Consider the following 22,224-nt stretch of genomic DNA (forward strand, 5'->3'; position numbering starts at 1 on the left):
TCCTTTAGATGTGGGATAAAAGTGAGGTCAAATACATTGTGTCGTTTTATAACCAAAGGGTGATAGTATCTTAAGTATTGGAAACGGTAAGAGAAAATTCTCTTGCTTTTTTTGTTTCCAGGAATGTATAATAATAGAAACGTATGTTCGGTTTGGGGGTGCAATGAATGGCTAAAAAGCAGTCCCCTACATTTGTATTAACGCAAGAGTTAAAAGAGCATCCACTATTGTTTTCTGTCATTGAAAAAGAGTTAGAGATTTGTCGAGTTATGTACAATGCCGTTTTAGGCAACTATTTAAAGTTAGAAAAACAAATGAAACGTGAAAAACAATTCAAAAGGCTAATGCGTCAGTACAAAGGTGTGCAGAAGAAGTTAGAAAAAGATACGAAAAATAAGCAATTGACAGAGGAAAAGAGAGCATTGCAACAAGCATTTAAATCACTTCGTGATCAGTATGAATTGAACGAATATGCTTCACATCACTGGGTAAAAGCCATTCGGAAACACTTCGGTAATCAAGTTAATTCTGCCGTTGCGCAAAAAGTAGCTTCCCGTGCGTGGGGGGCTTTTGAAAAGAAGTTGTTTGGCCAAGCTAAACATGTTTTCTTCGTGCGTAAAGGGGAGTTCTCCAGCTTTGAGGGCAAAACGAACAAAACAGGATGGCGTTTCGTAGATGGGTTTATTGTTTATAAAAATGTATACACACGTTTAAAAACAAAGAAAAAAGATACCTATGCGAACGAAGTCTTAAGAAATATTCAACAGAAAACAGAGTTTTCTTATTCAGTCACTATCAAAGGTAAAACGACTGTAGTTAAAGGTACATGTCACGTGAAATATGTGCGGATTGTGAAGAAAACCATTCGTGGGAAATCCCGTTATTTTGTAAACATTGTCATTGCAGGATATCCCCCTTTCAAAGAACGAAAAATAGGAAAAGGGGACGTGGGATTAGATATTGGTACATCTACTGTAGCCGTTTCTTCTTTAAAGAAAGTAGCTCTCTTTAATTTAGCTGAACCTGTTAAACATTTAGCTAGAGAAATTCGTCTTCTTCAACGGAAAATGGACCGTTCCAAACGTTCAACGAATCCTGCTCATTTTCTAGAGAATGGCACGATTAAAAAAGGCAAGAAAACGTGGACGTATTCCAAACGATATCAGCGACTAAAGGCGAAGCTTACAGAGCTTCATCGTAAACAATCGGATATTCGTAAATGGTCACATCGCACCTTAGCTAACTCCTTGCTTGAAATAGGTGATACCTTTTATTGCGAAACAATGAATTTTAAAGCACTTCAAAAACGGAAAAAGGAAACGGAAATATCCGAAAAGACCGGTAAATTCAAACGAAAAAAGCGATTTGGTAAAACATTAGGGCATCGTGCTCCATCGATGTTTTTAAACATTTTAGAAGAGAAAGTAAAGCGTTATAACGGATGTTTCCGTAAAGTAAATACCTATACGTTTAAAGCAAGTCAATACTGTCATATTCGGAATGAATATATAAAAAAACCTCTCTCTCAACGTTGGCATATTGCCGGTGAAGAGATAAAGGTTCAACGAGATTTATATTCTGCTTTTTTATTGATGAATGCAGATGATGCAGGGCAACAAGCCAATCGAGAAAGATGTAATATAACTTTTGAACAGTTTAAGACACAGCACGATCAATTTATTAAAACGATTTTAAGTCAGAAAAAGCTCATTCTAAATTCGGGAATCGTTTATTCTACGTAATAAAAAATAGTACAGATGGCGGTGTGATACCACCGAGCTTGTGAAAGCTAAAGATACAGTCGTCAATGGCAACAGAGGTTGCTTTGGCTGTAAATGTTCTAACGAAAGCCTACCCAGTGCCTTGTACCCTAAATGCCGAGCATACCCTTGTATGAACTGTGGCTGCCGGGCAAAGAAGAAGGTAAGAGAGTTAGAACCCCTCGGCTTCAGCCGTGTGGAGTATCAGGCATTGATATTTTGACAAAAGAAGTTAAAATATTATAGTAATACAAATTTGCCCTATCCATGTAAATAAAAGTATTTATTTAATATGTTTTATACTAGCTATGAATAGAGCCAACCAAAGCGGTTGGTTTTTTGTATGAGTTCATTCTCTTTTTGTGGAAATTGAAGAATAGTATCCGATGTAAAGCTAGAGCATACAGGCGAGTTTTAAAACTGTCGGATCAGTTCTTTAAACAGGAGGCCATCACTAGTGTCGATAAAGAAAAAGTTGTCCGTATTCTTTACTTTGCTGGTATTGTGTATTCTACTAGCGAATAACACCTTGCACTACATTCGATCAAAAAATAGACTAACAGAGTTTAACCAAAGGGAAATCACGCTGGTCACAGAAGAAATTGCGTACGAAGTCGAAAATTCCAAAAATAGTGCTTCCTATATGGAAGATCGAATGGGACAAGAATTACGAACGGCTTCAATTGCGATTCAACAGTCTTTGCCTGCTGATTATCATGACATCAGCAACGACCAGTTAAAACAACTGGCTAAAAAACTGATGGTATCTCATATTACATTATTAGCACCCGTAGCAGGTGATATTATAGGGGTAAAATCTTCTGACCCTAAAGAAATCAATATGTCTACAAAAGAGTGGGGCTATTGGTATACATCTTTTCAGCAGCTGCTTTCTCAGCAGCCGGTCACGACAACAAAAGGATTGACTTTACCTCACTATTGGAGCGGGCCGATTGAGGTAGCTTCTAGTAATCCTAATCACATTGATAAATGGGGTTATTATTACGATGGGTCTACTAATTATATTATTGATCCTTATTTCCGGGATCAGCACGTCCTCGATTTTGAAAAAAGGTTTGGCCCTACGAACGTGATGGACCGTTTTACGGAAAATCTTGAAGGCGTTCTTGAACTAACGGCTTTTAACCCGAAAAATTTCGGAAAAAGAAATCAAAACGTATATTTAAACGGCAATAAATATATTAGAATAAAAGATCAGCCAATTTGGTACGGTACCTACACGTATCGAAATACCGAACGTGATAAAAAGTCTATTCAAAAGGCCTTAAAAACGGGGAAATCACAAAGCTATACTGCTGAAATCAACCATAAAAAAGTATTAAAAACATTGGTACCGATTAAAGAAAAAAACTCTCCAGCTTACGTGATAGGCGTAGTGTATGACTACGGGCTTATTGAAAAAGAGCTGAAGCAAGAATTAATCAAACATTTACTGCTGTCTCTTCCGTTTATCTTTATTGTCCTTATTATCAGCTTTGTCTTCTCTACATCCATTACACGGCCGATTAAACATATTATGGAACACGTAAATCAAATCGCCAAAGGCAATTTTGGCAAGGTGCTGAATGTAAGAAGAAAAGATGAGCTGGGAGGACTTGTAGCAAACATCAACCACCTTTCTCACTTTTTAAAAACATATGTGGACGATTTAAAGAAAAGTCAGGAAGAAAGTGAGTACCATGCCTACCACGACTTTTTGACAGGGTTGCCAAACAGAAGATATTTTAAAGAAGAATTAAACAGGCGCTTAGTTGAGTCGAAGGAAAAGTCCATTCGTCACGTAGCCGTGTTATTTATGGATATAGACCGGTTTAAAGATATTAATGACACGCTAGGGCATTCAAAAGGAGATCAGCTTATACAGCTGATAGCCAACCGTATTAAAGAATGTCTGCCTCCTGCTAACAGCTTTCTTACAAGGCAAGGAGGAGACGAGTTTGTTATTTTATTCAGTGATTTTACACCGGAAGAAGTTAAAGGTATCACCGAGAAGATCATTGCGTATGTTCAACAGCCCTGCTATATTGACAGTGATGAAGTGTTCGTCAGTATCAGCAGCGGATTAAGCTTTTATCCGGAGCACTCTGCGAATTTGGACACGCTTATTACGTATGCAGATGTCGCCATGTATGCTTCAAAAAGACAAGGCGGCAGCAAAGTAAGTATTTATCATGATTCATTAAATCAAAAACAAGCTGAAAAAGTTCACATCGAAACGCGCTTGCGAAAAGCAATTCAAAAAGGTGACATTGACGTTTACTATCAGCCGAAAATAGAAGCGCATCGCAATGTAATCACCGGCGTAGAAGCATTAGTTCGCTGGAATGACGCAGAGCTTGGATTTGTTTCTCCGGAAGTATTTATCCCTATAGCAGAAGAAACTGGTTTGATTCAGTCTCTATGGGAAGTGGTCATGAGAAAAGCTTGTTCTCAAGTCAGCAAATGGAACAAGGACCGAAACGAAAAAATGACGCTAGCGGTTAACTTTTCTCCGCGGCAATTTCAAGATCCGATTGTATTGGTTAATGAAATACAGCACTTTCTTTCGCTCCATAGATTTGATTCCACATGGTTTGAAATGGAAATTACGGAAAGTACATTGCTGATGAACGCGGAAGAAACGATTAAAGCTTTACATCTGCTAAAGAAATGTGGTATATCAATTTCTATCGATGATTTTGGAACCGGATATTCTTCATTGAGCTATTTAAAAAAATTACCAATCGATTGTTTGAAAATCGACCGGTCTTTTATCCAGGATATTCAAGAAGATTACAGCAATAGTGAAATTGCGCAGGCGATTATCAGCTTATCTCAAAGCTTAAAGCTGCAGGTAATCGCAGAAGGTGTGGAAGAAGAATATCAAAAAGCGTTTTTAATGGAAAATGGCTGTGATCATATGCAGGGATACTTGTTTAGCAAGCCTCTTGCTGCAAAAGATTTTGAAGCAGCGTTTTTAAATAGCTGAAACAAAACCATCATTTGAAAATATACTTACTAAGAAAAGGGAAGAGGACATAAAGAGATGGCACTTAGTACACAAAATTTAATTGCTCAAAAATTTTTAGAAACACTAGGAACAAATTCAACTGAAATAGATAAAAAAATCGGTCAAGCTGACACATTTATGAATGCGGTGAAAGAACTGATTGATTTATGCGGAGATAATCCGGAAAGAGACGGCCTTGAAGAGACGCCGTACCGCGTGTTAAAGGCGTTTTTAGAATACACGGAAGGCTACCGGGAAGACCCGAAAGCTCATTTGGAAAAAACATTCGATGTAAATCACAACGAACTGGTGTTAATACGAGACATTGAGTTTCATTCAATGTGTGAACATCACTTTGCGCCGTTCTTTGGCGTTGCGCACGTTGGGTATATACCGGATAAAAAAATTACAGGTCTATCTAAAATTGCTCGTACGGTAGAAGGATATGCAAAAAGATTTCAAGTTCAAGAACGTCTAACAAATGAAATTGCAGATGCAATCGAAGAAGTGTTAGAGCCAAAAGGAGTCATGGTGATTATTGAAGCAAAGCATATGTGCATGTGCGGAAGAGGAATTAAAAAATCTTCAGCTTCTACAGCCACTTCATCTGTTCGAGGAACATTTATGGAAAAACCAGAGGTTCGAGGAGAATTTTTATCTCTTTTACAGCGACAAATGTAAAGAAACAAAAAGCCATATAAGCTGAGAAGCAGAAGCGAGGTGAGCTGTATGCAACACGTTGACGTACTGATTATTGGCGGAGGGCCCGCTGGCATCTCTGCTGCCGTGTGGTGTAAAAGGCTAGGCGTTGAGTGCTTGCTTCTTGAAGAACAGGCACAGTTAGGCGGACAGCTATTTAAGATTTATAATGAAATTATTGATTATCCCGGAATACAAGCGGAAAATGGAATCGAAATGCAACGTAAAATGGTTCAGCATTTTATCGATATGGACTGCTTATATGAAGCGAATACAAAAGTACTTTCCATTGATGAACGTTCTAAAACAGTAAAAGTAAAGCAGCAAGAAACAGAAAAAGAAATTGGCTATACGTATCTTATTTTAGCAACGGGCTCTAGTCAGCGAAAGCTCGGAGTGCCGGGTGAGCAGCAAATGATTGACCGAGGAGAAGTGTATTCAGCTTCAGCAGACGGAGAACGGCTAAAAGGTAAAAGGGTTGCTCTCATTGGCGGGGGAGACCGGGCGTTTGAAGGAGCACATCTTTTAGCATCAAAAGCAAAAGAAGTATATCTGATTCATCGTTCTACGCATTTTAAAGCAAGAGAGCAATACGTTGAAAAAGTTCTTTCCGACCCCGGTGTTAAAGTGATGACAGATACCGAAGTGACGGCTATCCACGGGGAAAATCACGTCACATCGATCGATTTAAAAAGTAAAAACAGTGAATGCGAGAATTTATCAGTAGACGCAGTGCTGATTAGACTAGGCATAGCGCCCAATGTTGAACTTATTAAAGAAAAAGTCACCACTACGCAAAGCGGGCTCATCGTCATCAATGAAGTGCATCAAAGCAGCAATCCAGCTATTTATGCTATTGGAGACGCGTGCACGACTCCCTTGTTTTCTAGTATCAGCTCTTCGGCCGGTCAAGGAGCGATTGTAGCTAAACAGTTATCGAGCCTTTTGAAAAAGTGATAATATCAAAAAGCATCTATCAAATTGATAGATGCTTTTTTACGTAACATAGTAAAAGAAACATAGCAGAAGTACGTTCACAGGCAGACAAATCGTTTGGAAAAAAGCAGTGTAGTTTTTCGGAGCGGCGCTGATTCTTTTTACTAAAATACACTCGGTAATGAAATTAAAAAGAACGATGATAGTAGCGAACGTTATATACGCCCAGACGTTCTGCTGAAACAAATGAGTAAAAAGAGGCGAGAAAAGAAGCAGAAAAGTAGCGGTTTGAAAGGAACCTCTAGAAAATAAATCATGTTTTTTAACACTTTGAGTCACGTTATCCCTCCTTTATATGTTTTATTTTACCAAATGAAAAAGACTTTAAAAACCTTTTCGGCTATCTTTACCTGAGATGTTCCTCATTTGGGGAAAGTAGGGTAAAATATATGTCAAATGTAACTTATTCTACTAGTATAGAAGAAATAGATAAAAGGAGGCAGCATGAGACCTTGCTAGATAAAAATACGGAGAAGGAGCAGTCGATCATAATCATGAAACATCTTGATCGTTTGAATACACAGCTTTTAAAAGAATACAGTGAAGGTATTTTTTTTATCAACTGTGAAGGGGATATCATGTTTAGCAACGAAGCAGCCTTCAAGCTAACAGGAAACGAGCACAAACAAAAAAGCCAGCAGCTGACAGCTGTTATACATAAGTCGAAACAACAGCAGGCACAAGAGCTTTTTCAACGTGCTTTAAAAGGGGAAAAAGTTCATTTTTCAACGACAATCAATCACAAAACAAAAAAAGAACTTCATTTATATATTACGCTTATTCCTATTATCGTAAATGAGCAAGTAGCGGGTGTTTATGCCGTATGCCGAGATGATTCAAAAGAACAGGAGCGCTCCAATCACATTTCTCAATTAGAAACGCATTTGAAAATGGAACAAAAGCTTGCGAATGTAGGAAGCTGGTATTATGACGTGATGGAAGATAAAAGCTATTGGTCGCCTCAGCTGCATAATATTTACGGACTAAAACCTCATCAGCTCTTTACTCCTTCTTTTAAAGACGTTCTTCAATTTATCAACGAGTGTGATCAAAAAAGGTTAGAAAAAGCAGTTGCAGAGGCACTTTCAACGGGAGAAAGCTATAAAATTGAATACGCGCTAATGCGGCCGAGCGGTGAAGAACGTACGGTGTTTGAGCAAGCGGATGCACTAGTAGATGAGCAAGGAAACGTCATACAGCTGATTGGCGTAGTTCATGATATTACCGAATCGAAAGTGATTACGAATGAATTAAAGCAAAAAGAACAGCAGTTTCAAACGATTTATAATAATCTGGATGCAGGAATATGGTCCGTTGATGTGCAGCGCAATAAAATGATTGTATGTTCAAACGGTGTTAGCAACATTTACGGAGAAGATGCGATTAAATTTTTAGAAGATAGAGATCTATGGGAAAGCTTTATTCACCCTGACGATAAACCAGCTGTGGAAAAAGCGCAGCATCAGCTGCAAAAAGGAAAAACGATTCGCCAGCAGTATCGGATTTATACAAAAACAGGAGAGATGAAGTGGGTAAAAGATCGATGCATTCCAACACTTGATGAGAACGGTAAGCTAGTACGCATAGACGGCATTATTGAAGATATCACCGCAGAAAAAAAGTACATGGATCAAGTTGAATATCTTGCGACTCATGATCATGTAACAAACTTACCGAATCGAAGAAAGTTTGAAAAAGAATTAAAAAATTTCATTCGACAAATGAAAAAAGAGAAAAATTCATTAGCGGTCTTTTATCTAGGACTGAATCGCTTCAAACATATTAACGACACATTAGGCTACGACATAGGCGATCGCCTGCTGCAGCATATTGCCAGTCGGTTAAAAAAGTTCGTAACGCCAGATGTAATGCTAGCTAGAGTAGGAGAAGACGAGCTTGCGATTTGTTTTTTATCTCTTGCACATATCAATGAATGTCAAAAGCTAGCTGCAGCACTTTTTCAAGAAATCGAAAAAGAAATTACCATTGATGACTTTTCACTGTACGTCACGGCCAGTATAGGAATCAGCATCTACCCGCATGACGGTGAAGATGTGAAAACCTTATTAACGAATGCCAACCTTGCTATGCGCCGTGCAAAAGAAATCGGGCGAAGCGACTGGCAGCTGTATTCGCCGTTAATGGACAGCGAGACGTATAAAAGCTATCATCTGGAAAAAGGACTGCGCAACGCACTTCTTCAAAATGAATTTTTTATTGAATATCAGCCAAAGGTTCATACAAACAGCAGAGAGATTGATAGTATCGAAGCATTAATTCGCTGGAATCATCCGGAGTGGGGACGCGTATCACCTGAAGACTTTATTCCATTAGCGGAAGAAACTCATTTAATTATTGAACTCGGCGACTGGGTAATTGATCATGTGTGCAAGCAGCTGCAGCAGTGGAAGAATAAAGGATTACAAACCGTGCCCGTTTCAATTAACGTCTCGTCTAAACATTTGCTGAAACGAGGATTTGTAGAGCACGTTCAACAAACGTTAGCTCATTACAATATCGACCCTTCATTTATAGAATTTGAAGTAACGGAAAGCTCTATTATTCAGTATGAAGAACACGTAAAAAAAGTCATGGACGAATTAAAGAAAATCGGCGTAACGTTTGCTTTAGATGATTTTGGCACCGGCTTTTCTTCGTTATCACATTTAAAAGACTTCGAATTTAATACGCTTAAAATCGATAAAACGTTTATTCAACACGCGACCGATAAAGGAAAGCAGCAGGCGATTACAAAAAGCATTTTGTACTTAGCTCATGCTCTTAACATGAAAGTGATCGCAGAAGGCGTTGAAACAAAAGAACAGCTAGCCTTTTTACAAAAGCATGAATGTTCCTTTATCCAAGGCTATATTGTCAGTAAGCCGGCTGCGCCTCAAAAAATCGCCGACTATTTAAAGAAACGATTTCTATAAAAAAAGTGATGTCTCCACGGAGACATCACTTTTTTTTACGCTTGAATAGGTTTTCGAAGCGTCCAAATTTGGTAAAACATATAAAGAGACTGATAGATTGTTAAATACGTCAGCAAGATCCACCCGTTCATTAAGTACGGATAAATGGCTTGCTGTACAGAAGGACTCGTTAAGTAGTCACGGAAATAAATACACAGGACAACAATCATGCCTGTAAACGCAAAGCCTGTTAAAATCCCTTGCCCTAATTTACTCCGCGTTTTCCCGTTTTCTGCGTTGTATTGATTCGCCCAGCCGTCTTTTTTATTAGCGGCAAGCCTTTCCATCCATACTTGACCAAACGTAATTAAATTCACCCATAAATAAATCTCCGGACTAATCAAAAGACCGGCCAGTATTACATCAATCGGCCTGTGCATCGGCGTTTTGACAGCGAGCATAATATTTAACACAGAAGCTAACGCGATTGGAATGACCCAAAGCCACGACCAGTAAAATTGATCGGTCGCAAGCGCAGCAGATAACAATAAAATAAACAGCAGGCGAATAAGTAAATCACACAGCGTTTTAATCTGTGAACGCCAAAGCTTTCCTTTATGCTTGGTTCTGACGTCCAAGTTTCCGTTTGTCAGTAAATCAACGGTCCCGGACTTCCATTTATTACGCTGTTCACGATACGTGTGATAGCTTCTCATCGAGTCCACAAAGCAGCGAGCGCCTGGACTGATTAACGTTTTCCAATTGGATTTTTGCAGCTGCCACGTCAGCAGCATATCTTCAACGTCGCTGTCATTTTGCCAAGGACCGTCAAGTTTATTTTCTTCCACTATATTTTGAAGCGCTTCAGGGCGAAACAGCGTAGCCTGACCGCCGAGTACGTACGTGCTTCCGCCGTGATACTGAAGATCCAGCAGCCAGCTTGCCATATCCTGTTTCTGTTGATGCGTCCACCACCGGGCTATCGGTCCGCCGTACTCGCCGCTTGCGAGCTTTTCCTCATAGTGCACATCATCTTTTGAAAGCGAGCTTTTCTTTTTAGGCATTCTCATCGTATATTTTGCCATCACGCCGCCGATGTTTCGCGACGTCATCAAATCTTCCCATAAATTAATGAGTGCTTTTGGAGCCAAGCGGCTGTCTGCATCCATCCCTAAAATCGCTTTAATCGACTCTTTATACAGCTGCTGATATTTCGTCAGCGTCGTATTATATAAATCCAGCGTATCTCCATATATCTTTTTCCAAGCCGTATTTAATGCGCCGACTTTTCGTTGTTTATTGCCTTCAGTGACCAGTACTTTTACATTTAAATCAAATTCATCTCCGGCCAGCTCCGCTTTTTCTTTTGTACGGTCCGTACAGTTATCTGCAATCACAAATACATCGAGCTCCACGTTATTCGGAAGAAGCTGATCGCCTAACCCCGCCAAGCAGTCGCGAATTGATTTCTCTTCATTGTGCGCCGGAATGAATGCCACAATGCGCGGCCTCATATACGAAGCTCCAATACTTCCAGTAACGACACGCTGATTGTTCATGTTTTCCTTTACCCCCTGATATATCAGGAAACCCAGCTATCCTAGTCCTAAAGACCTTAGACCTGAAGTTTTGCGTCCCAGCCTTTCGACTGGTTTGCCTTTAACTGAACAAGTTAAGTTTACTATCTTCGTTCCTTTTAAAGAACAAAATACACATAATGATACTATATAACGAATATCTTTTTTAAATTTTACCATAAAAATAGGTTGAATTACCCTAAAAAAGATTCGACAAAATTCGATAAAAGTAAAATAGGAAAGCTGTTAATGATGTACACAGTTTTATTTATGTTCATTAGAGTGGCAAAGCGGAAGGCCGTAATTGATGCTAAGCTATTAGCTCTATAGAATTGTTAATAGACGTGGTGTGAGGGTGATTGGTGATAAATGATAGCCTTTGGAGGTTATAAAACGGAATATATAGTTAAGTGTAATATGTTAAAAATTCTGACAAAAGTGAAGACAAAGAAAAAGTTATCGATTATAATAGAAGAATAATGAATGATAGTCATTCATTATTCTTGTTGCTGTTTATGAATTTTTATTACATTAAACATAAATGAATGATAGTCATTCATTTATGTGCATCAAAATAGAAGGGGGCGTGTACGAGAATTATATTAGTTGAATGGAGGAAACAGGATGGAAAGTAAGCCAAGTGCTACATTTGTTCGTACGCTAACGCTTCGATCACTCGTCATTTTAGGTCTTGCATATATGGCTCCAATGACGGTTTTTACTACATATGGAGTTGTAGCTCAAACTACACATGGCATGGTTTCTATGGCATATGTCCTTGCTCTTGTAGCGATGCTATTTACCGCATACAGCTACGGACATATGGCTAAAGAATATCCTTTATCAGGCTCTGCCTATACGTATACTCAAAAAACTATAAGTCCTCACCTAGGATTTCTTGTCGGCTGGTCTGTGCTTTTAGATTATCTTTTTTTACCAATGATTAATTTTTTGTTGGCGGGAACTTTTTTATCAGCTGCGTTTCCATCTATTCCATCGTCTCTTTGGATTCTACTTTTTATTGTTATCATCACTTGTATAAACGTGTTTGGTATTCAAATGACAGCAAAAGTGAACGGAATACTTGTTCTTTTTCAATTTCTTGTAACAGCTCTATTTGTTATCTTATCGATTAAGAAAATGATAGAAGGAGAAAGTGATCTTTTGTTCTTTTCTTCTTTACAGCTTTTCGGCTCAGAGGATTCTTTTTCTTTTGTTCTTGCAGGAGCTTCAATTCTTTGTTTATCTTTCCTTGGGTTTGATGCTGTGACTACACTTTCTGAAGAAACAGTTGATCCAAAGAAAAATGTACCAAAGGCTATTTTTCTTGTAGCATTTATAGGAGGAATACTTTTTATACTCGTTTCGTACATTACCCAGCTTGTTTACCCAAACTACCATTCATTTAAAGTTGTAGATTCAGCTTCGTTTGAAATAGCAGCTTATATTGGAGGAACACTCTTCTCATCCGTCTTTCTTGCCGGAATTATTACTTCAACGATTGCATCAGGAATTTCTTCACACGCCAGTGCTTCGCGGCTGCTTTATGCAATGGGCAGAGAATCAATGCTGCCTAAAAGACTGTTTGCATATATACATCCCAAATATAAAACACCATCGCGAAACGTTATTTTTATTGGAGTACTTTCATTAAGTGCACTTGCAATGGACGTCGTTACAGCTGCTTCCTTTATCAATTTTGGAGCGCTAATTGCATTTACATTTGTAAATATCTCTGTTATCTTTCACTATTATCTCCGCGGAAAACAAAGAGATGTTAAAGGCACATGCCGTTATTTAATCAGTCCCATTATTGGAGCAGGCTTTACAATTTGGCTATGGACAAGCTTAGATATAAAATCTATTTCGTTAGGGAGTGTTTGGGTTGTTATAGGCTTTATTTATCTAGTATACAAGACGTCATTTTTTACAAAAGCACCGCCCCAATTTACTTTTGATGAAAAAACAGAGCCAAACCAGCTCAAAACCGAACATATATCTTGATAAAGTACGTTAATAATTATCTGAAATTTCTAATATAAGAGGAGAGGTTAAAATGAAAGAAACAGTAAAAGTTGGTCTTATTCAAGTTAAGTGTGAAGAAAGCGTTGAAGCTAATATTAACTACACATTCACAAAAATTAAAGAAGCCGCAGCAAATGGAGCTCAAATTATTTGTCTGCAAGAACTATTTAATGCTCAGTATTTTCCTCAAAGTGTTTCACCGGCAGGATATGAGCTGGCTATACCAGCAGAGAGCTCCGTATTAAAAGAAATGGCAGACCTTGCAGCAGACTTGCAAGTTGTATTAATTGTACCTTTTTATGAAAAGGCAGCTAGAGGCGTTTATTTTAATAGTGCAGCCATATTCGACGCAGACGGAACTTGCTTAGGAATTACAAGAAAGAACCACATTCCTGACGGGCCGAACTATCACGAGAAATATTATTTTGTTCCAGGAAATACGGGATATCCGGTATATGAAACGCAATATGGAACAATCGGAGTAGGAATTTGCTGGGATGAGTGGTTCCCAGAAGTAGCACGAATTTTATCGCTGCAAGGAGCGGATATCCTATTTTATCCTTCTGCGATTGGTTCAGAGCCTGATCATCCTGAACTTTCAACTCGTCCTGCATGGGAGAAAGCTATTTCAGCACATGGTATTTCAAATGGCGTTTTTGTTGCTGCAGTGAACCGGGTAGGAACTGAAAAAGAGATGACCTTTTACGGAGGAAGCTTTGTAAGCAATCCAATGGGAGAAATTCTACAATCTTTAACGGATGAAGAAGGAATTTTGATTCAAGAAGTTGACTTAAAAGAAATTGATTCAACACGTAATTTGCTTCAGTTTATGCGTGACAGAAGACCAGATACGTACGAATTATTATTAAAAAAAGAAGCATTCCGCACACCTTCAAATGTATAAGCTTGATTTCTAATTTCTAGTATAAAAAGAAAGGAGCCAAACAGAATGATACATAAAACAAGCTGGATTTGGGATGAACGATTTTTACGCCATGACACGGGCAAGATTCAGTATGTATTTGAAGGTGGAGAAACAGTAGAGCCTTGTGCCGAGTTTGAAAACAAGCATCGAATGACCGTAATCAAAGAAATGATTGAAAAAAGCGGTTTAGCACATCACTTAGTTAGACAATCACCTTATGAAGCATCGGATGAAGATTTACTTCGGGTTCATACTAAAAACCATATCGGGCGTGTTCAAAAAGCATGTAAAGCAGGAATAAGGGAAATTGGACCTGAGGCATATGCATCTGCTGAAACAGAACATATCGCGAGGCTATCCGCAGGTGCTGTCATGAAAGCAGTAGATACCGTAATGGAAAGTGAAACGACAAAAAAAGTCTATGCTCAAATACGTCCGCCAGGGCATCACGCGTCTTCAGATCAAGCAATGGGCTTTTGTTTTTATAACAATGTGGCTGTAGGCGCTGCTTATGCAATTGAACATTACGGGTTAAAAAGAGTCGTCATCTTGGATTGGGATGTTCATCACGGAAACGGAACGCAAGACATCTTTTATGAACGTGACGACGTACTCGTTATTTCGATTCATGAAGAAGATTATTTTCCATTAGAATCCGGAAAGGTACATGAAATCGGACAAGGAAAAGGAAAAGGGTATAATATAAATATACCTGTGCCTCCCCTGACTGGAGATGAAGGCTATCAATATGTATTTGAATCTATCATTGCACCGGTTATTAAACAATTTCAGCCCGAGCTTATCATAATATCAGCGGGTCAAGATGCAAATGCTTTGGATCCTATCTCTCGTTTAATGGTGACAAGAGAAGGATTTAAATATATGGCAAACAAAATGCGGGAACTAGCAGAATCATATTGCAAAGGAAGGCTTATTGTAGCACAAGAAGGAGGATATAACCTAGCATATCTTCCTATCGCCACCATGGGAGTTATTGAAGGACTTACCGGTATAGATGTAAACTGGAAAGATCCGCACGTTTTGCCGCAAAGAAATACACCACCTGTTTTATTCGAAGCGATAGATAACGTTATAAACTATCAGAAAAAGTTTTGGGAATTTGCTGAGAAGGAAAGTTTTTGTTAAGAAGAGCATATCTAAGCAATTAACCGCATTAATATGTTAGGAACAAATAAATGAAATTACATGACAAAAAAGAGTCTCCGTTACGGAGACTCTTTTAAAATAACAATTAACGTAATAATTGAAGTACGTTTTGTGGTTGCTGATTAGCTTGACCTAACATAGCTTGAGATGCTTGAGATAGAATTGAATTCTTTGTTTGTTCCATCATTTCTTTCGCCATCGTGCGAACATTTGCTTTCACAAATGACTAGACTATATCTTCACCCTCTTAAAAAAATAGGGGTTGGGCACTTCGGATATTGATATGCGGAACAGCATATTAATTACCTACGGATTTCATCGTCTTAGCACACTGCCTTAGACGGTCTATCCTAGTCGTTGAACTTTCTCCAGAGTTTCCTCACAGGAGCTTAGCTGCTGATTGCCCAATCTTTTCTTTTTTCAAACCGTTACGCCTGTTGTTTCCAACTACGCTGTGGTAAGAAAAGCTCTCAGGGGTTTCCAGCAATTCACCCAATTATACTCGCTAGCCGTTACCAGCTAGGACGACTGTGCTTGTTACTGCCTAGGCAGCTAAAGCATAATCTACGTCACGGATACGTGATTCCGCAGCTGTTAGGTTTTCAGATGATGTGCTTAAGTTATTTACAGTATGTTCTAAACGGTTCTGTTTAGAACCCAATGATGAACGTTGTGCAGATACTTGATTGATCGCTTTGTCAATTACATCGATTGAAGCTCTAGCATCAGCTGCACCTCCAGTCACATTGACGTCATTCAATGACCAGGTTGCATGAGCACCAGAACCGCCAATTCCCAGAGCGTCTGCTTTCATATTATCAATATCAATATTTAATTTTTGTTCACCCTTATTGTTTGCTCCAATTTGAATATCAACCCCACCAGCAGCAACAGTAAGGTTTTCTCCATCAGTGTTAGCAATGCCAGCATTCAATCCACTGTTTACCTCTAATGTTATACCGAAAGCATCAAAGTTAACATTAGATGAAGCTCCGGCTGCTGGGTCTGCTACACCAGTAATTGTTTGAGATACTCCACTGCTATTTGTAATAGTAATATCAGTGTTTCCGGCGTTGGCAGCAAAATTTAAAGTGTAGGTATCAGCTTTTGTACCACTAGTTGTTACTTTATTGATACCATTGTTGACAGTAAGGTTAGCCCCTAAAGATGTATTACTTCCTAAAGTACCATCCAATAATTTTTTTCCATTAAATTCAGTGGCAGTACCAATACGTGTTACTTCAGTTTTTAGTTGATTCATTTCATCTTGTATTGCAGTTAAATCTTCTGTTTGATTTGTTTCACTTGATGCTTGTACAGATAATTCACGCATACGCTGAAGAATATCAGTTGTTTCATTTAGGGCGCCTTCAGCAGTCTGAATTAACGACACGCCGTCTTGAGCATTACGAGAAGCTTGGTCTAATCCACGAATCTGTCCACGCATTTTCTCAGAAATTGCAAGACCTGCTGCGTCATCAGCCGCATTGTTAATACGTTGACCTGAAGATAATTTCTCCATAGATTTTGCTTGAGCATTGTTAGCTGTGTTGTATTGGCGGTACGTGTTTAAAGCTGTAATGTTGTGATTAATTCTCATTTCCCTTACCTCCGTATAATGGTTTTACTTCTTGATTTACATCCTTGTATGCAAGAAGTGTCCCGCTTTGAAACGGGATAAAATTAATTGAACGTCTTTGGTAAATATGTTCATACTATATATCGACTGAGAAGAGAGGTTGTTTATACTTTCCATTAATTTATTAAATAAAAAATTTGTGCGTGTATAAAAAGAAAAACCAGTTCTCTACACGAACTGGTTTTTAGTATTAATGATTAGCTCCACCTGAAACTAAAATGTCACCTTCTGTTACAATTGTAGTTTTTACAATAGAAAGCAATCCTTGCACAATCAAATCTAACGACATACTCGCTTTCCCAGGATGATTCACAGCCTGTTCAGGAAGGTAAGGAATATGAACAAATCCGCCTTTAATACAACAGTTTTGAATCATGTTCATAAGTCCGTAAAATACATGGTTACAGACAAACGTTCCAGCGGTTTGAGAAACGCTGCCTGGAATGCCTGCTTGGCGCAGATTTTCGACAGCTGCTTTGATGGGCAGTGTCGAAAAGTATGCGGCAGGACCGTTTTCGATAATAGAGCGGTCAATAGGCTGCTGTCCGATGTTGTCAGGAATTCGCGCGTCGTCTACGTTAATCGCAACGCGTTCGACCGTAATTCCTTCTCGGCCGCCTGCTTGTCCAACGCAAATGACGATGGAAGGGCTTATTTCTTCTATATAAGTATGAAGCTTTGAGAGTGATTCACCAAAAACAGTAGGGAGAGGCTTAGCAATAATTCGGTAGTCTTCAACAGCAACACCGTCTAAAGTTTTTACAGCTTCTAACGACGGATTAACACTTTCACCTTCAAACGGTTCAAAGCCAGTTAGTAATACAGTTGTCATTCTACTAGTCTCCTTTAAAAGTGATATACAAGGTAGTACATTAATAACGTATTAACAACAAAAACAGATAGCGCAATCGGTACTTGAGCTTTAATCACGGCGTTTTTGTCTTTCAATTCAAGCAGCATGGCAGGAACGATGTTAAAGTTGGCTGCCATTGGCGTAAGAAGCGTGCCGCAATACCCAGCAAACATGCCGAGCGCTGCCATAATCGCCGGATTTCCGCCGTGCATATGTACAATCAGTGGAAGTCCAATACCTCCTGTAATAACGGCAAACGCTGCAAAGGCATTTCCCATGACGATTGTAAATAGCAGCATCCCCAAGCAGTAAGCAAGCACAGCAACAAATGCATAGTTAGTCGGAAGCACGTCACTTACAATATCTGAAACAACTGTTCCAACGCCTGACTTTGAAAAAATACCGCCAAGCGCTGCGAGCATTTGCGGTAAAATAACTGCCCAGCCAACTGCTTGAAGCAAGCGGCTTCCTTCTTTAACAGGTACGTCCATTTTTGCTTTGGTGACGCCCATTGAAGCGATAAACGCAATGACAGCTGCGATTGCTAGTGAAATTAACGTGACTTTTTCTGGATCAATTAATGCCCAGTTTCCAAATTTAATTTTGCCAAAAAGAAGGGTACCGATAATCGTAAAAATAGGAATAAATAAAGCAGGTAAAAAGATTTTGTTTTTTAATCGCTGCGCGTGAGCCACACGTTCTTCAGCCGGTGTTTCGGCTTCATTCGATTTAGTTACACGGTTAAATGAAGCAAGCAGCACCATAATAATGACTAAACACCCTACATAAAAAGGCGGAATGACCTTGCCAAATAAAAACGTAATAGAAAACAGCGCCCAGAATAGAGAAGATCCTAAACGGTTAGGATGGTTGTGATCGCGTGCGATTCGAAGCGCGATAAAGGCAACAATAATACCGAGTAAGTAGTAAATCGTATCAAGCGTCAGGATGCTTTTCATTTAACTCGCCTCCGTCTTTGAAGATGATGTTGGTTTGTGCTTCGTCATTTTTTTGTGAATTCTTCGGTCTAACTGACGAAAGCGAATGGCGCTGATCAGCAGCGCTGCGATGGCCGTTGGAATACCCCAAAGCGCCATATCCCAGACGTCAACGTGAATGCCTACGGAGTCAAAGAATCCTTTCATTAAAAGAATTCCACCCGTTGCGATAAAGATATCTTCTCCAAAAAACCAGCCCGTATTTTCAGCTGCGGCTGCGTGGGCGCGTATATCTTCTTTAACTTTAGGAGGAAGCTCTCCGTACTTGGCGCGAGCTGCGCCTTCAGACATAGGTGCCACTAACGGACGCACGGATTGAGCATGCCCTCCGATATTTAAGCCGACTGCGGCTGAGATTTCACGGATAAAAAGATATATAAGTAAAACATTTCCAGAAGAAGCGTTTTTGGCTTTTTTAATTAATACTTCCGCTTGTTCCTTTAACCCGTATTTTTCTAATACGCCGAAGATAGGAAGAGTAAGTAAAATAGCCATAGACATATAGCGGTTATCTACAAAAAACTGGCCGAACATCGTGATTACTTCATGCAGTGACAAGCCTGATACAAGGCCCGTTACGATGCCTGCAACAGTAACCACAAGCAGCGTGTTTAAACGAAATAAAAAGCCCACTGCCACTAGCAAAACCCCAATTAATTTCAACATAAAAAAATCCCCCTCCAGTATGTATAAATCGTGCTGCAAATTCACCTCCATTGCTTTTCTAAAAAAACAAAGACGTCTTGAGTATAAACAATTCTGAAAATTAAAACAAGATATTTAAGGCATAAAATAGTTTGATTAGTGAAATAAGTGAAAAAGAAAAAAGCTTTGGAATTTTATATTCCAAAGCTTTTTCTAAACCCAATACCTGGGATACTGCCGGTCTTGAAATAAATTATTATACACGGTAGAAATCAGTACAACCACACATGCACAAATCATAATAATACCTAAATAACCCCATCCGGCTTGAGTATTAATTGCAACAATCGCGCTAGCTGCAGCGGGAGGATGAACGGTTTTGGTAAGAATCATTAAAATAAGAACAAAGGCAAGCACAATCGCGATAGTGATTAGACTTCGATGAAATAAACTCCAGATAATAAGTGCGGAAACCGTTGCGAGCAAGTGCCCTCCAAGCACGTGACGCGGCTGTGATAAAGGACCTTTATGAGCACCAAAGACAAGCACGCAGCTTGCGCCAATCGGAGCAAGCGCCATTGGATAACCAAGCGCTAGTGCAATCGCGCTGCTGATAATAATCGCAATTAAGCCTCCGATAGAAGAAACAACTGCATCTCTATAATTGATTTTTGGTTCTTCTTTTAGTTCTCCTTTCATCTTTTTCGCATAAGAGCTTAAGTAAGACAGAAAGGGGCTTTTTGTTTGAGAGAAACTTTTTTCAATTTGCATTTCTTCTTTCCTTTCTCTTTTGTAAGTAAAAGTTGTTTGTCAAGTTGTATGTCAGAACATCTGCTATATTAAGTTAGTTTATAAGAAAACAAGGATTACTGGAAGAGGAAAAATGTCTTTTTTTATTGGAAATACTTTTTATGAACAAAAAAAGGTGGGATAAGCGGTAGAAGTGTCTCTATGTGCAGTAAGAGTAAGAGAGATGTATAATAAACCTAGAGGTGACTAAATTATGTATCTAGTAGACTACCATCATCACACAAACAATTCATTTGACTCACAGGCAGTCATGAAAGAAGTGTGCGAGCAGGCTTTGAAAAACGGCATAAACGAAATTTGTTTTACCGAGCACTTTTCATTAAATCCATTAGCGCCAACGTATGGTCATATGGATTTTGATAAATATGAACGAGAACTAGCGGAATGCAGAGATCAGTTTCAAAATCAGCTAGTGATTAAAAAAGGAATTGAAATTTGTGAGCCGCACTATTTAAAAGAGAAGTATCAAGAAACGATGAAGCAAGAGAGCTTTGATTTTATTTTAGGGTCTGTTCATAACATTAATAATATCAAGCTTCGTAAACATTTGGAGCTGAATGACAAAGAAGCGATTTACCGCGCTTATTTTAACGAAATGTATAAGCTAGTAAGCGAAGCGGATATTGATGTCTTGGCTCATTTAGATTTAATGAAGCGTTATGCGTTTGAACAATACGGCATTTACGACTTTCATCAATTCAAAGATATTCTTGGGGAAATCTTAAAAAAAGCAATTGAGCGTAATATCGGAATTGAAATTAACACTTCAGGTATGAGAGGGAAGCTGGGCGAAGCGCTGCCGGCACTGGAAGTTGTTGGACTGTACCGTGATTTAGGCGGAGAAATCTTAACGATTGGCTCTGATTCACACTTCGCCGAAACGGTAGGAGCACATATGAAAGAAGCGGTTGAAATGGCAAAACAGTGCGGGTTTAAGGAGATTTATACGTTTGATCAGCGTAAGGCAAAAGGAATTCGCATTTAATATGAGCGTATTTCACTTTCTTCATAACGAAAAGCATAAATTTTATCCGTTAGAAGCAAAAGAGATAGAAGCCGCGGAGCAAAGGTTAGGAACAAAATTCCCAGCAGAGCTCCGTCAATTTTATTTGGAAATAGGATATGGCTTTGCAAATAGGAATGAAACAACTGCTTTTCAGCGAATTATAGATCCAGACAGCGCAGTAGACTTGCATTTACATGAAGACTTTTACGAGCATGATCCTGATTTAGATATGTATGATGAAAGAGAAGGCTTTATTTTCTTTGAAGTCGTAGAAGGATTGTATTTTGAAGTGAGGTGGGGCACAGAGGCTGCTTCGCCAGTGTACTTCATGGATACACGTATCTCAGACTCTCTTCAAGCGTTTTTTGAGCAGCTCGATAACAACGCCCATTTCTATGAGAAAATGTTAGAAGAATAAGGATAACTGGAAAAAGCACGCTCAAACAAGAGTGTGCTTTTAAAATTCACTTCCGCTTAAACTCCGATAAAAATTTCCGGACTTCTTCTGCGGTAAGTCCGAGTGTGCGAGCTACTTCCATAAGACTTACCCACTCTTGATCGATTGACAGTACATTTTCTTTTTTCATTACGATTCATCCGCCCTTTGCCAGGGAACCCAGCCATCATAGCCGAAAGCGGCCTTAGACCTGAAGCTTTGCGTCACTATTTTTCAATAGTTTTGCCCTTATCTGGATAATTTGTAATATTCATTTCATTATATATTTCAAAGTTATTTTACAAGAAAATAGTTGTCTAGTATGTCGAAATGAGTCGGTTGTCACAAAAAAATCGAAAAATTAGTTAATTAAGGATGCTAGTTCTTTTTACGGAACTTCAAATAACACTGAAATTCAATAAAATCTTCTCGTGTCATGCCATCTTGGATTGCTTGTTCAATTAATTGAAGCCATTCTTTGTTAAGATTTGGCTTTAGAGGCACTGTTTCAATGCTAATCTCTGGCTCAATTAAATAATCAATGGTTGTATGCAGAGAAGAAGCAATTTTATCAAGCATTTTTAAGGAAGGATTACTGTTAAGGCCTTTTTCTAAATGACATAAATATGATTTTGAAATATGAGCTTTTTCAGCCAAGCGAGTCATTGAATATCCTTTTTGTAACCGCAAATTCTTAATTTTTTCTCCTATCACTTCAGTTCATCCTCTTCTCATCGTTTTGTTCATTATAACGTATAATAAACTT

20 protein-coding genes and 2 riboswitches are annotated in these 22,224 nt (G+C 38.8%); of the genes, 10 read left to right on the forward strand and 10 right to left on the reverse strand.

Annotated features, from left to right (window positions below; translation table 11 throughout):
- Nucleotides 1-167: 167 nt before the first annotated feature.
- The 4 genes from OK414_RS05325 (at nt 168) to OK414_RS05340 (ending at nt 6,426) form a co-directional block, all read left to right on the forward strand.
- Nucleotides 168-1,742, forward strand: a complete 1,575-nt coding sequence (locus OK414_RS05325; protein ID WP_263045499.1) for a transposase — start codon at nt 168-170, stop codon at nt 1,740-1,742.
- Nucleotides 1,743-2,217: 475 nt separating this feature from the next.
- Nucleotides 2,218-4,749 carry an EAL domain-containing protein gene (locus tag OK414_RS05330; protein WP_263045498.1) on the forward strand — a complete coding sequence of 844 codons (2,532 nt, stop codon included), beginning with the start codon at nt 2,218-2,220 and terminating at the stop codon, nt 4,747-4,749.
- A 57-nt stretch (nt 4,750-4,806) separates the two neighbouring features.
- Nucleotides 4,807-5,451, forward strand: coding sequence for a GTP cyclohydrolase I FolE (gene folE, locus OK414_RS05335; protein WP_013055793.1), 645 nt, complete (start codon nt 4,807-4,809; stop codon nt 5,449-5,451).
- Nucleotides 5,452-5,499: 48 nt separating this feature from the next.
- Nucleotides 5,500-6,426 (forward strand): NAD(P)/FAD-dependent oxidoreductase, encoded by a 927-nt coding sequence (locus OK414_RS05340; RefSeq protein ID WP_263045497.1) that lies wholly within the window; start codon nt 5,500-5,502, stop codon nt 6,424-6,426.
- A gap of 39 nt (nt 6,427-6,465) precedes the next feature.
- Here OK414_RS05340 and OK414_RS05345 read toward each other — a convergent pair whose 3' ends face one another.
- Nucleotides 6,466-6,744, reverse strand: coding sequence for a hypothetical protein (locus OK414_RS05345; RefSeq protein WP_263045496.1), 279 nt, complete (start codon nt 6,742-6,744; stop codon nt 6,466-6,468).
- Nucleotides 6,745-6,959: 215 nt separating this feature from the next.
- Here OK414_RS05345 and OK414_RS05350 point away from each other — a divergent pair, with 215 nt between their 5' ends.
- Nucleotides 6,960-9,398, forward strand: coding sequence for an EAL domain-containing protein (locus tag OK414_RS05350; protein WP_263045495.1), 2,439 nt, complete (start codon nt 6,960-6,962; stop codon nt 9,396-9,398).
- 35 nt (nt 9,399-9,433) lie between these two features.
- On the opposite strand, the gene OK414_RS05355 is transcribed toward OK414_RS05350, so the two are convergent.
- Nucleotides 9,434-10,936: a glycosyltransferase family 2 protein gene (locus OK414_RS05355; RefSeq protein ID WP_263045494.1), complete on the reverse strand. Its 1,503-nt coding sequence runs from the start codon at nt 10,934-10,936 to the stop codon at nt 9,434-9,436.
- Nucleotides 10,937-10,959: 23 nt separating this feature from the next.
- Nucleotides 10,960-11,045: riboswitch (cyclic di-GMP riboswitch) on the reverse strand.
- 533 nt (nt 11,046-11,578) lie between these two features.
- Here OK414_RS05355 and OK414_RS05360 point away from each other — a divergent pair.
- The 3 genes from OK414_RS05360 to OK414_RS05370 are packed head-to-tail and all read left to right on the forward strand — an operon-like array spanning nt 11,579 to nt 15,050.
- Nucleotides 11,579-12,958 carry an APC family permease gene (locus OK414_RS05360; protein WP_263045493.1) on the forward strand — a complete coding sequence of 460 codons (1,380 nt, stop codon included), beginning with the start codon at nt 11,579-11,581 and terminating at the stop codon, nt 12,956-12,958.
- A 52-nt stretch (nt 12,959-13,010) separates the two neighbouring features.
- Nucleotides 13,011-13,883, forward strand: a complete 873-nt coding sequence (locus OK414_RS05365; protein WP_263045492.1) for a carbon-nitrogen hydrolase — start codon at nt 13,011-13,013, stop codon at nt 13,881-13,883.
- Nucleotides 13,884-13,928: 45 nt separating this feature from the next.
- Entirely contained in the window at nt 13,929-15,050 is a 1,122-nt protein-coding gene (locus tag OK414_RS05370) for a class II histone deacetylase (protein WP_263045491.1), read from the forward strand.
- Nucleotides 15,051-15,156: 106 nt separating this feature from the next.
- On the opposite strand, the gene OK414_RS05375 is transcribed toward OK414_RS05370, so the two are convergent.
- The 6 genes from OK414_RS05375 to OK414_RS05405 form a co-directional block, all read right to left on the reverse strand.
- Nucleotides 15,157-15,270 (reverse strand): flagellin, encoded by a 114-nt coding sequence (locus OK414_RS05375; protein ID WP_033579481.1) that lies wholly within the window; start codon nt 15,268-15,270, stop codon nt 15,157-15,159.
- Nucleotides 15,271-15,615: 345 nt separating this feature from the next.
- Nucleotides 15,616-16,671 (reverse strand): flagellin, encoded by a 1,056-nt coding sequence (locus tag OK414_RS29895; protein ID WP_317620589.1) that lies wholly within the window; start codon nt 16,669-16,671, stop codon nt 15,616-15,618.
- Nucleotides 16,672-16,900: 229 nt separating this feature from the next.
- Nucleotides 16,901-17,542 carry a pyroglutamyl-peptidase I gene (pcp, locus tag OK414_RS05390; RefSeq protein ID WP_263045490.1) on the reverse strand — a complete coding sequence of 214 codons (642 nt, stop codon included), beginning with the start codon at nt 17,540-17,542 and terminating at the stop codon, nt 16,901-16,903.
- 14 nt (nt 17,543-17,556) lie between these two features.
- A complete protein-coding gene (locus OK414_RS05395; RefSeq protein ID WP_263045489.1) occupies nt 17,557-18,522 on the reverse strand; it encodes a DUF979 domain-containing protein in 966 nt (321 codons plus the stop codon).
- Nucleotides 18,523-19,227, reverse strand: a complete 705-nt coding sequence (locus OK414_RS05400) for a DUF969 domain-containing protein (RefSeq protein WP_016766474.1) — start codon at nt 19,225-19,227, stop codon at nt 18,523-18,525. It abuts the gene before it with no gap.
- A 192-nt stretch (nt 19,228-19,419) separates the two neighbouring features.
- Nucleotides 19,420-19,977, reverse strand: coding sequence for an HPP family protein (locus tag OK414_RS05405; protein WP_074894131.1), 558 nt, complete (start codon nt 19,975-19,977; stop codon nt 19,420-19,422).
- A 232-nt stretch (nt 19,978-20,209) separates the two neighbouring features.
- On the opposite strand from OK414_RS05405, the gene OK414_RS05410 reads away from it, so the two are divergent.
- Both OK414_RS05410 and OK414_RS05415 read left to right on the forward strand, forming a co-directional pair.
- Nucleotides 20,210-21,001, forward strand: coding sequence for a histidinol-phosphatase HisJ family protein (locus OK414_RS05410; protein ID WP_263045488.1), 792 nt, complete (start codon nt 20,210-20,212; stop codon nt 20,999-21,001).
- Nucleotides 20,967-21,440, forward strand: a complete 474-nt coding sequence (locus OK414_RS05415; protein ID WP_263045487.1) for an SMI1/KNR4 family protein — start codon at nt 20,967-20,969, stop codon at nt 21,438-21,440. The genes OK414_RS05410 and OK414_RS05415 overlap by 35 nt, the downstream gene beginning before the upstream one ends.
- A gap of 46 nt (nt 21,441-21,486) precedes the next feature.
- On the opposite strand, the gene sinI is transcribed toward OK414_RS05415, so the two are convergent.
- Nucleotides 21,487-21,609, reverse strand: coding sequence for a DNA-binding anti-repressor SinI (sinI, locus tag OK414_RS05420; RefSeq protein ID WP_074894135.1), 123 nt, complete (start codon nt 21,607-21,609; stop codon nt 21,487-21,489).
- A gap of 20 nt (nt 21,610-21,629) precedes the next feature.
- Nucleotides 21,630-21,716: riboswitch (cyclic di-GMP riboswitch) on the reverse strand.
- A gap of 120 nt (nt 21,717-21,836) precedes the next feature.
- Nucleotides 21,837-22,172: a helix-turn-helix domain-containing protein gene (locus OK414_RS05425; RefSeq protein WP_047931702.1), complete on the reverse strand. Its 336-nt coding sequence runs from the start codon at nt 22,170-22,172 to the stop codon at nt 21,837-21,839.
- Nucleotides 22,173-22,224 lie beyond the last annotated feature (52 nt).

Origin of the sequence: Priestia sp. JV24 (assembly GCF_025910025.1) — a bacterium.
Classification (GTDB): Bacteria; Bacillota; Bacilli; order Bacillales; family Bacillaceae_H; genus Priestia; species Priestia megaterium.

Bases quoted from the DNA above. Each gene is read 5' to 3' on its own strand.
- OK414_RS05375 (WP_033579481.1), bottom strand. From the start codon at position 15,270: ATGGCGAAAGAAATGATGGAACAAACAAAGAATTCAATTCTATCTCAA.
- OK414_RS05325 (WP_263045499.1), top strand. From the start codon at position 168: ATGGCTAAAAAGCAGTCCCCTACATTTGTATTAACGCAAGAGTTAAAA.
- OK414_RS05400 (WP_016766474.1), bottom strand. From the start codon at position 19,227: ATGTTGAAATTAATTGGGGTTTTGCTAGTGGCAGTGGGCTTTTTATTT.
- OK414_RS05365 (WP_263045492.1), top strand. From the start codon at position 13,011: ATGAAAGAAACAGTAAAAGTTGGTCTTATTCAAGTTAAGTGTGAAGAA.
- OK414_RS29895 (WP_317620589.1), bottom strand. From the start codon at position 16,671: ATGAGAATTAATCACAACATTACAGCTTTAAACACGTACCGCCAATAC.
- sinI (WP_074894135.1), bottom strand. From the start codon at position 21,609: ATGAAAAAAGAAAATGTACTGTCAATCGATCAAGAGTGGGTAAGTCTT.
- OK414_RS05370 (WP_263045491.1), top strand. From the start codon at position 13,929: ATGATACATAAAACAAGCTGGATTTGGGATGAACGATTTTTACGCCAT.
- OK414_RS05395 (WP_263045489.1), bottom strand. From the start codon at position 18,522: ATGAAAAGCATCCTGACGCTTGATACGATTTACTACTTACTCGGTATT.
- folE (WP_013055793.1), top strand. From the start codon at position 4,807: ATGGCACTTAGTACACAAAATTTAATTGCTCAAAAATTTTTAGAAACA.
- OK414_RS05340 (WP_263045497.1), top strand. From the start codon at position 5,500: ATGCAACACGTTGACGTACTGATTATTGGCGGAGGGCCCGCTGGCATC.
- OK414_RS05405 (WP_074894131.1), bottom strand. From the start codon at position 19,977: ATGCAAATTGAAAAAAGTTTCTCTCAAACAAAAAGCCCCTTTCTGTCT.
- OK414_RS05360 (WP_263045493.1), top strand. From the start codon at position 11,579: ATGGAAAGTAAGCCAAGTGCTACATTTGTTCGTACGCTAACGCTTCGA.
- pcp (WP_263045490.1), bottom strand. From the start codon at position 17,542: ATGACAACTGTATTACTAACTGGCTTTGAACCGTTTGAAGGTGAAAGT.
- OK414_RS05355 (WP_263045494.1), bottom strand. From the start codon at position 10,936: ATGAACAATCAGCGTGTCGTTACTGGAAGTATTGGAGCTTCGTATATG.
- OK414_RS05410 (WP_263045488.1), top strand. From the start codon at position 20,210: ATGTATCTAGTAGACTACCATCATCACACAAACAATTCATTTGACTCA.
- OK414_RS05350 (WP_263045495.1), top strand. From the start codon at position 6,960: ATGAAACATCTTGATCGTTTGAATACACAGCTTTTAAAAGAATACAGT.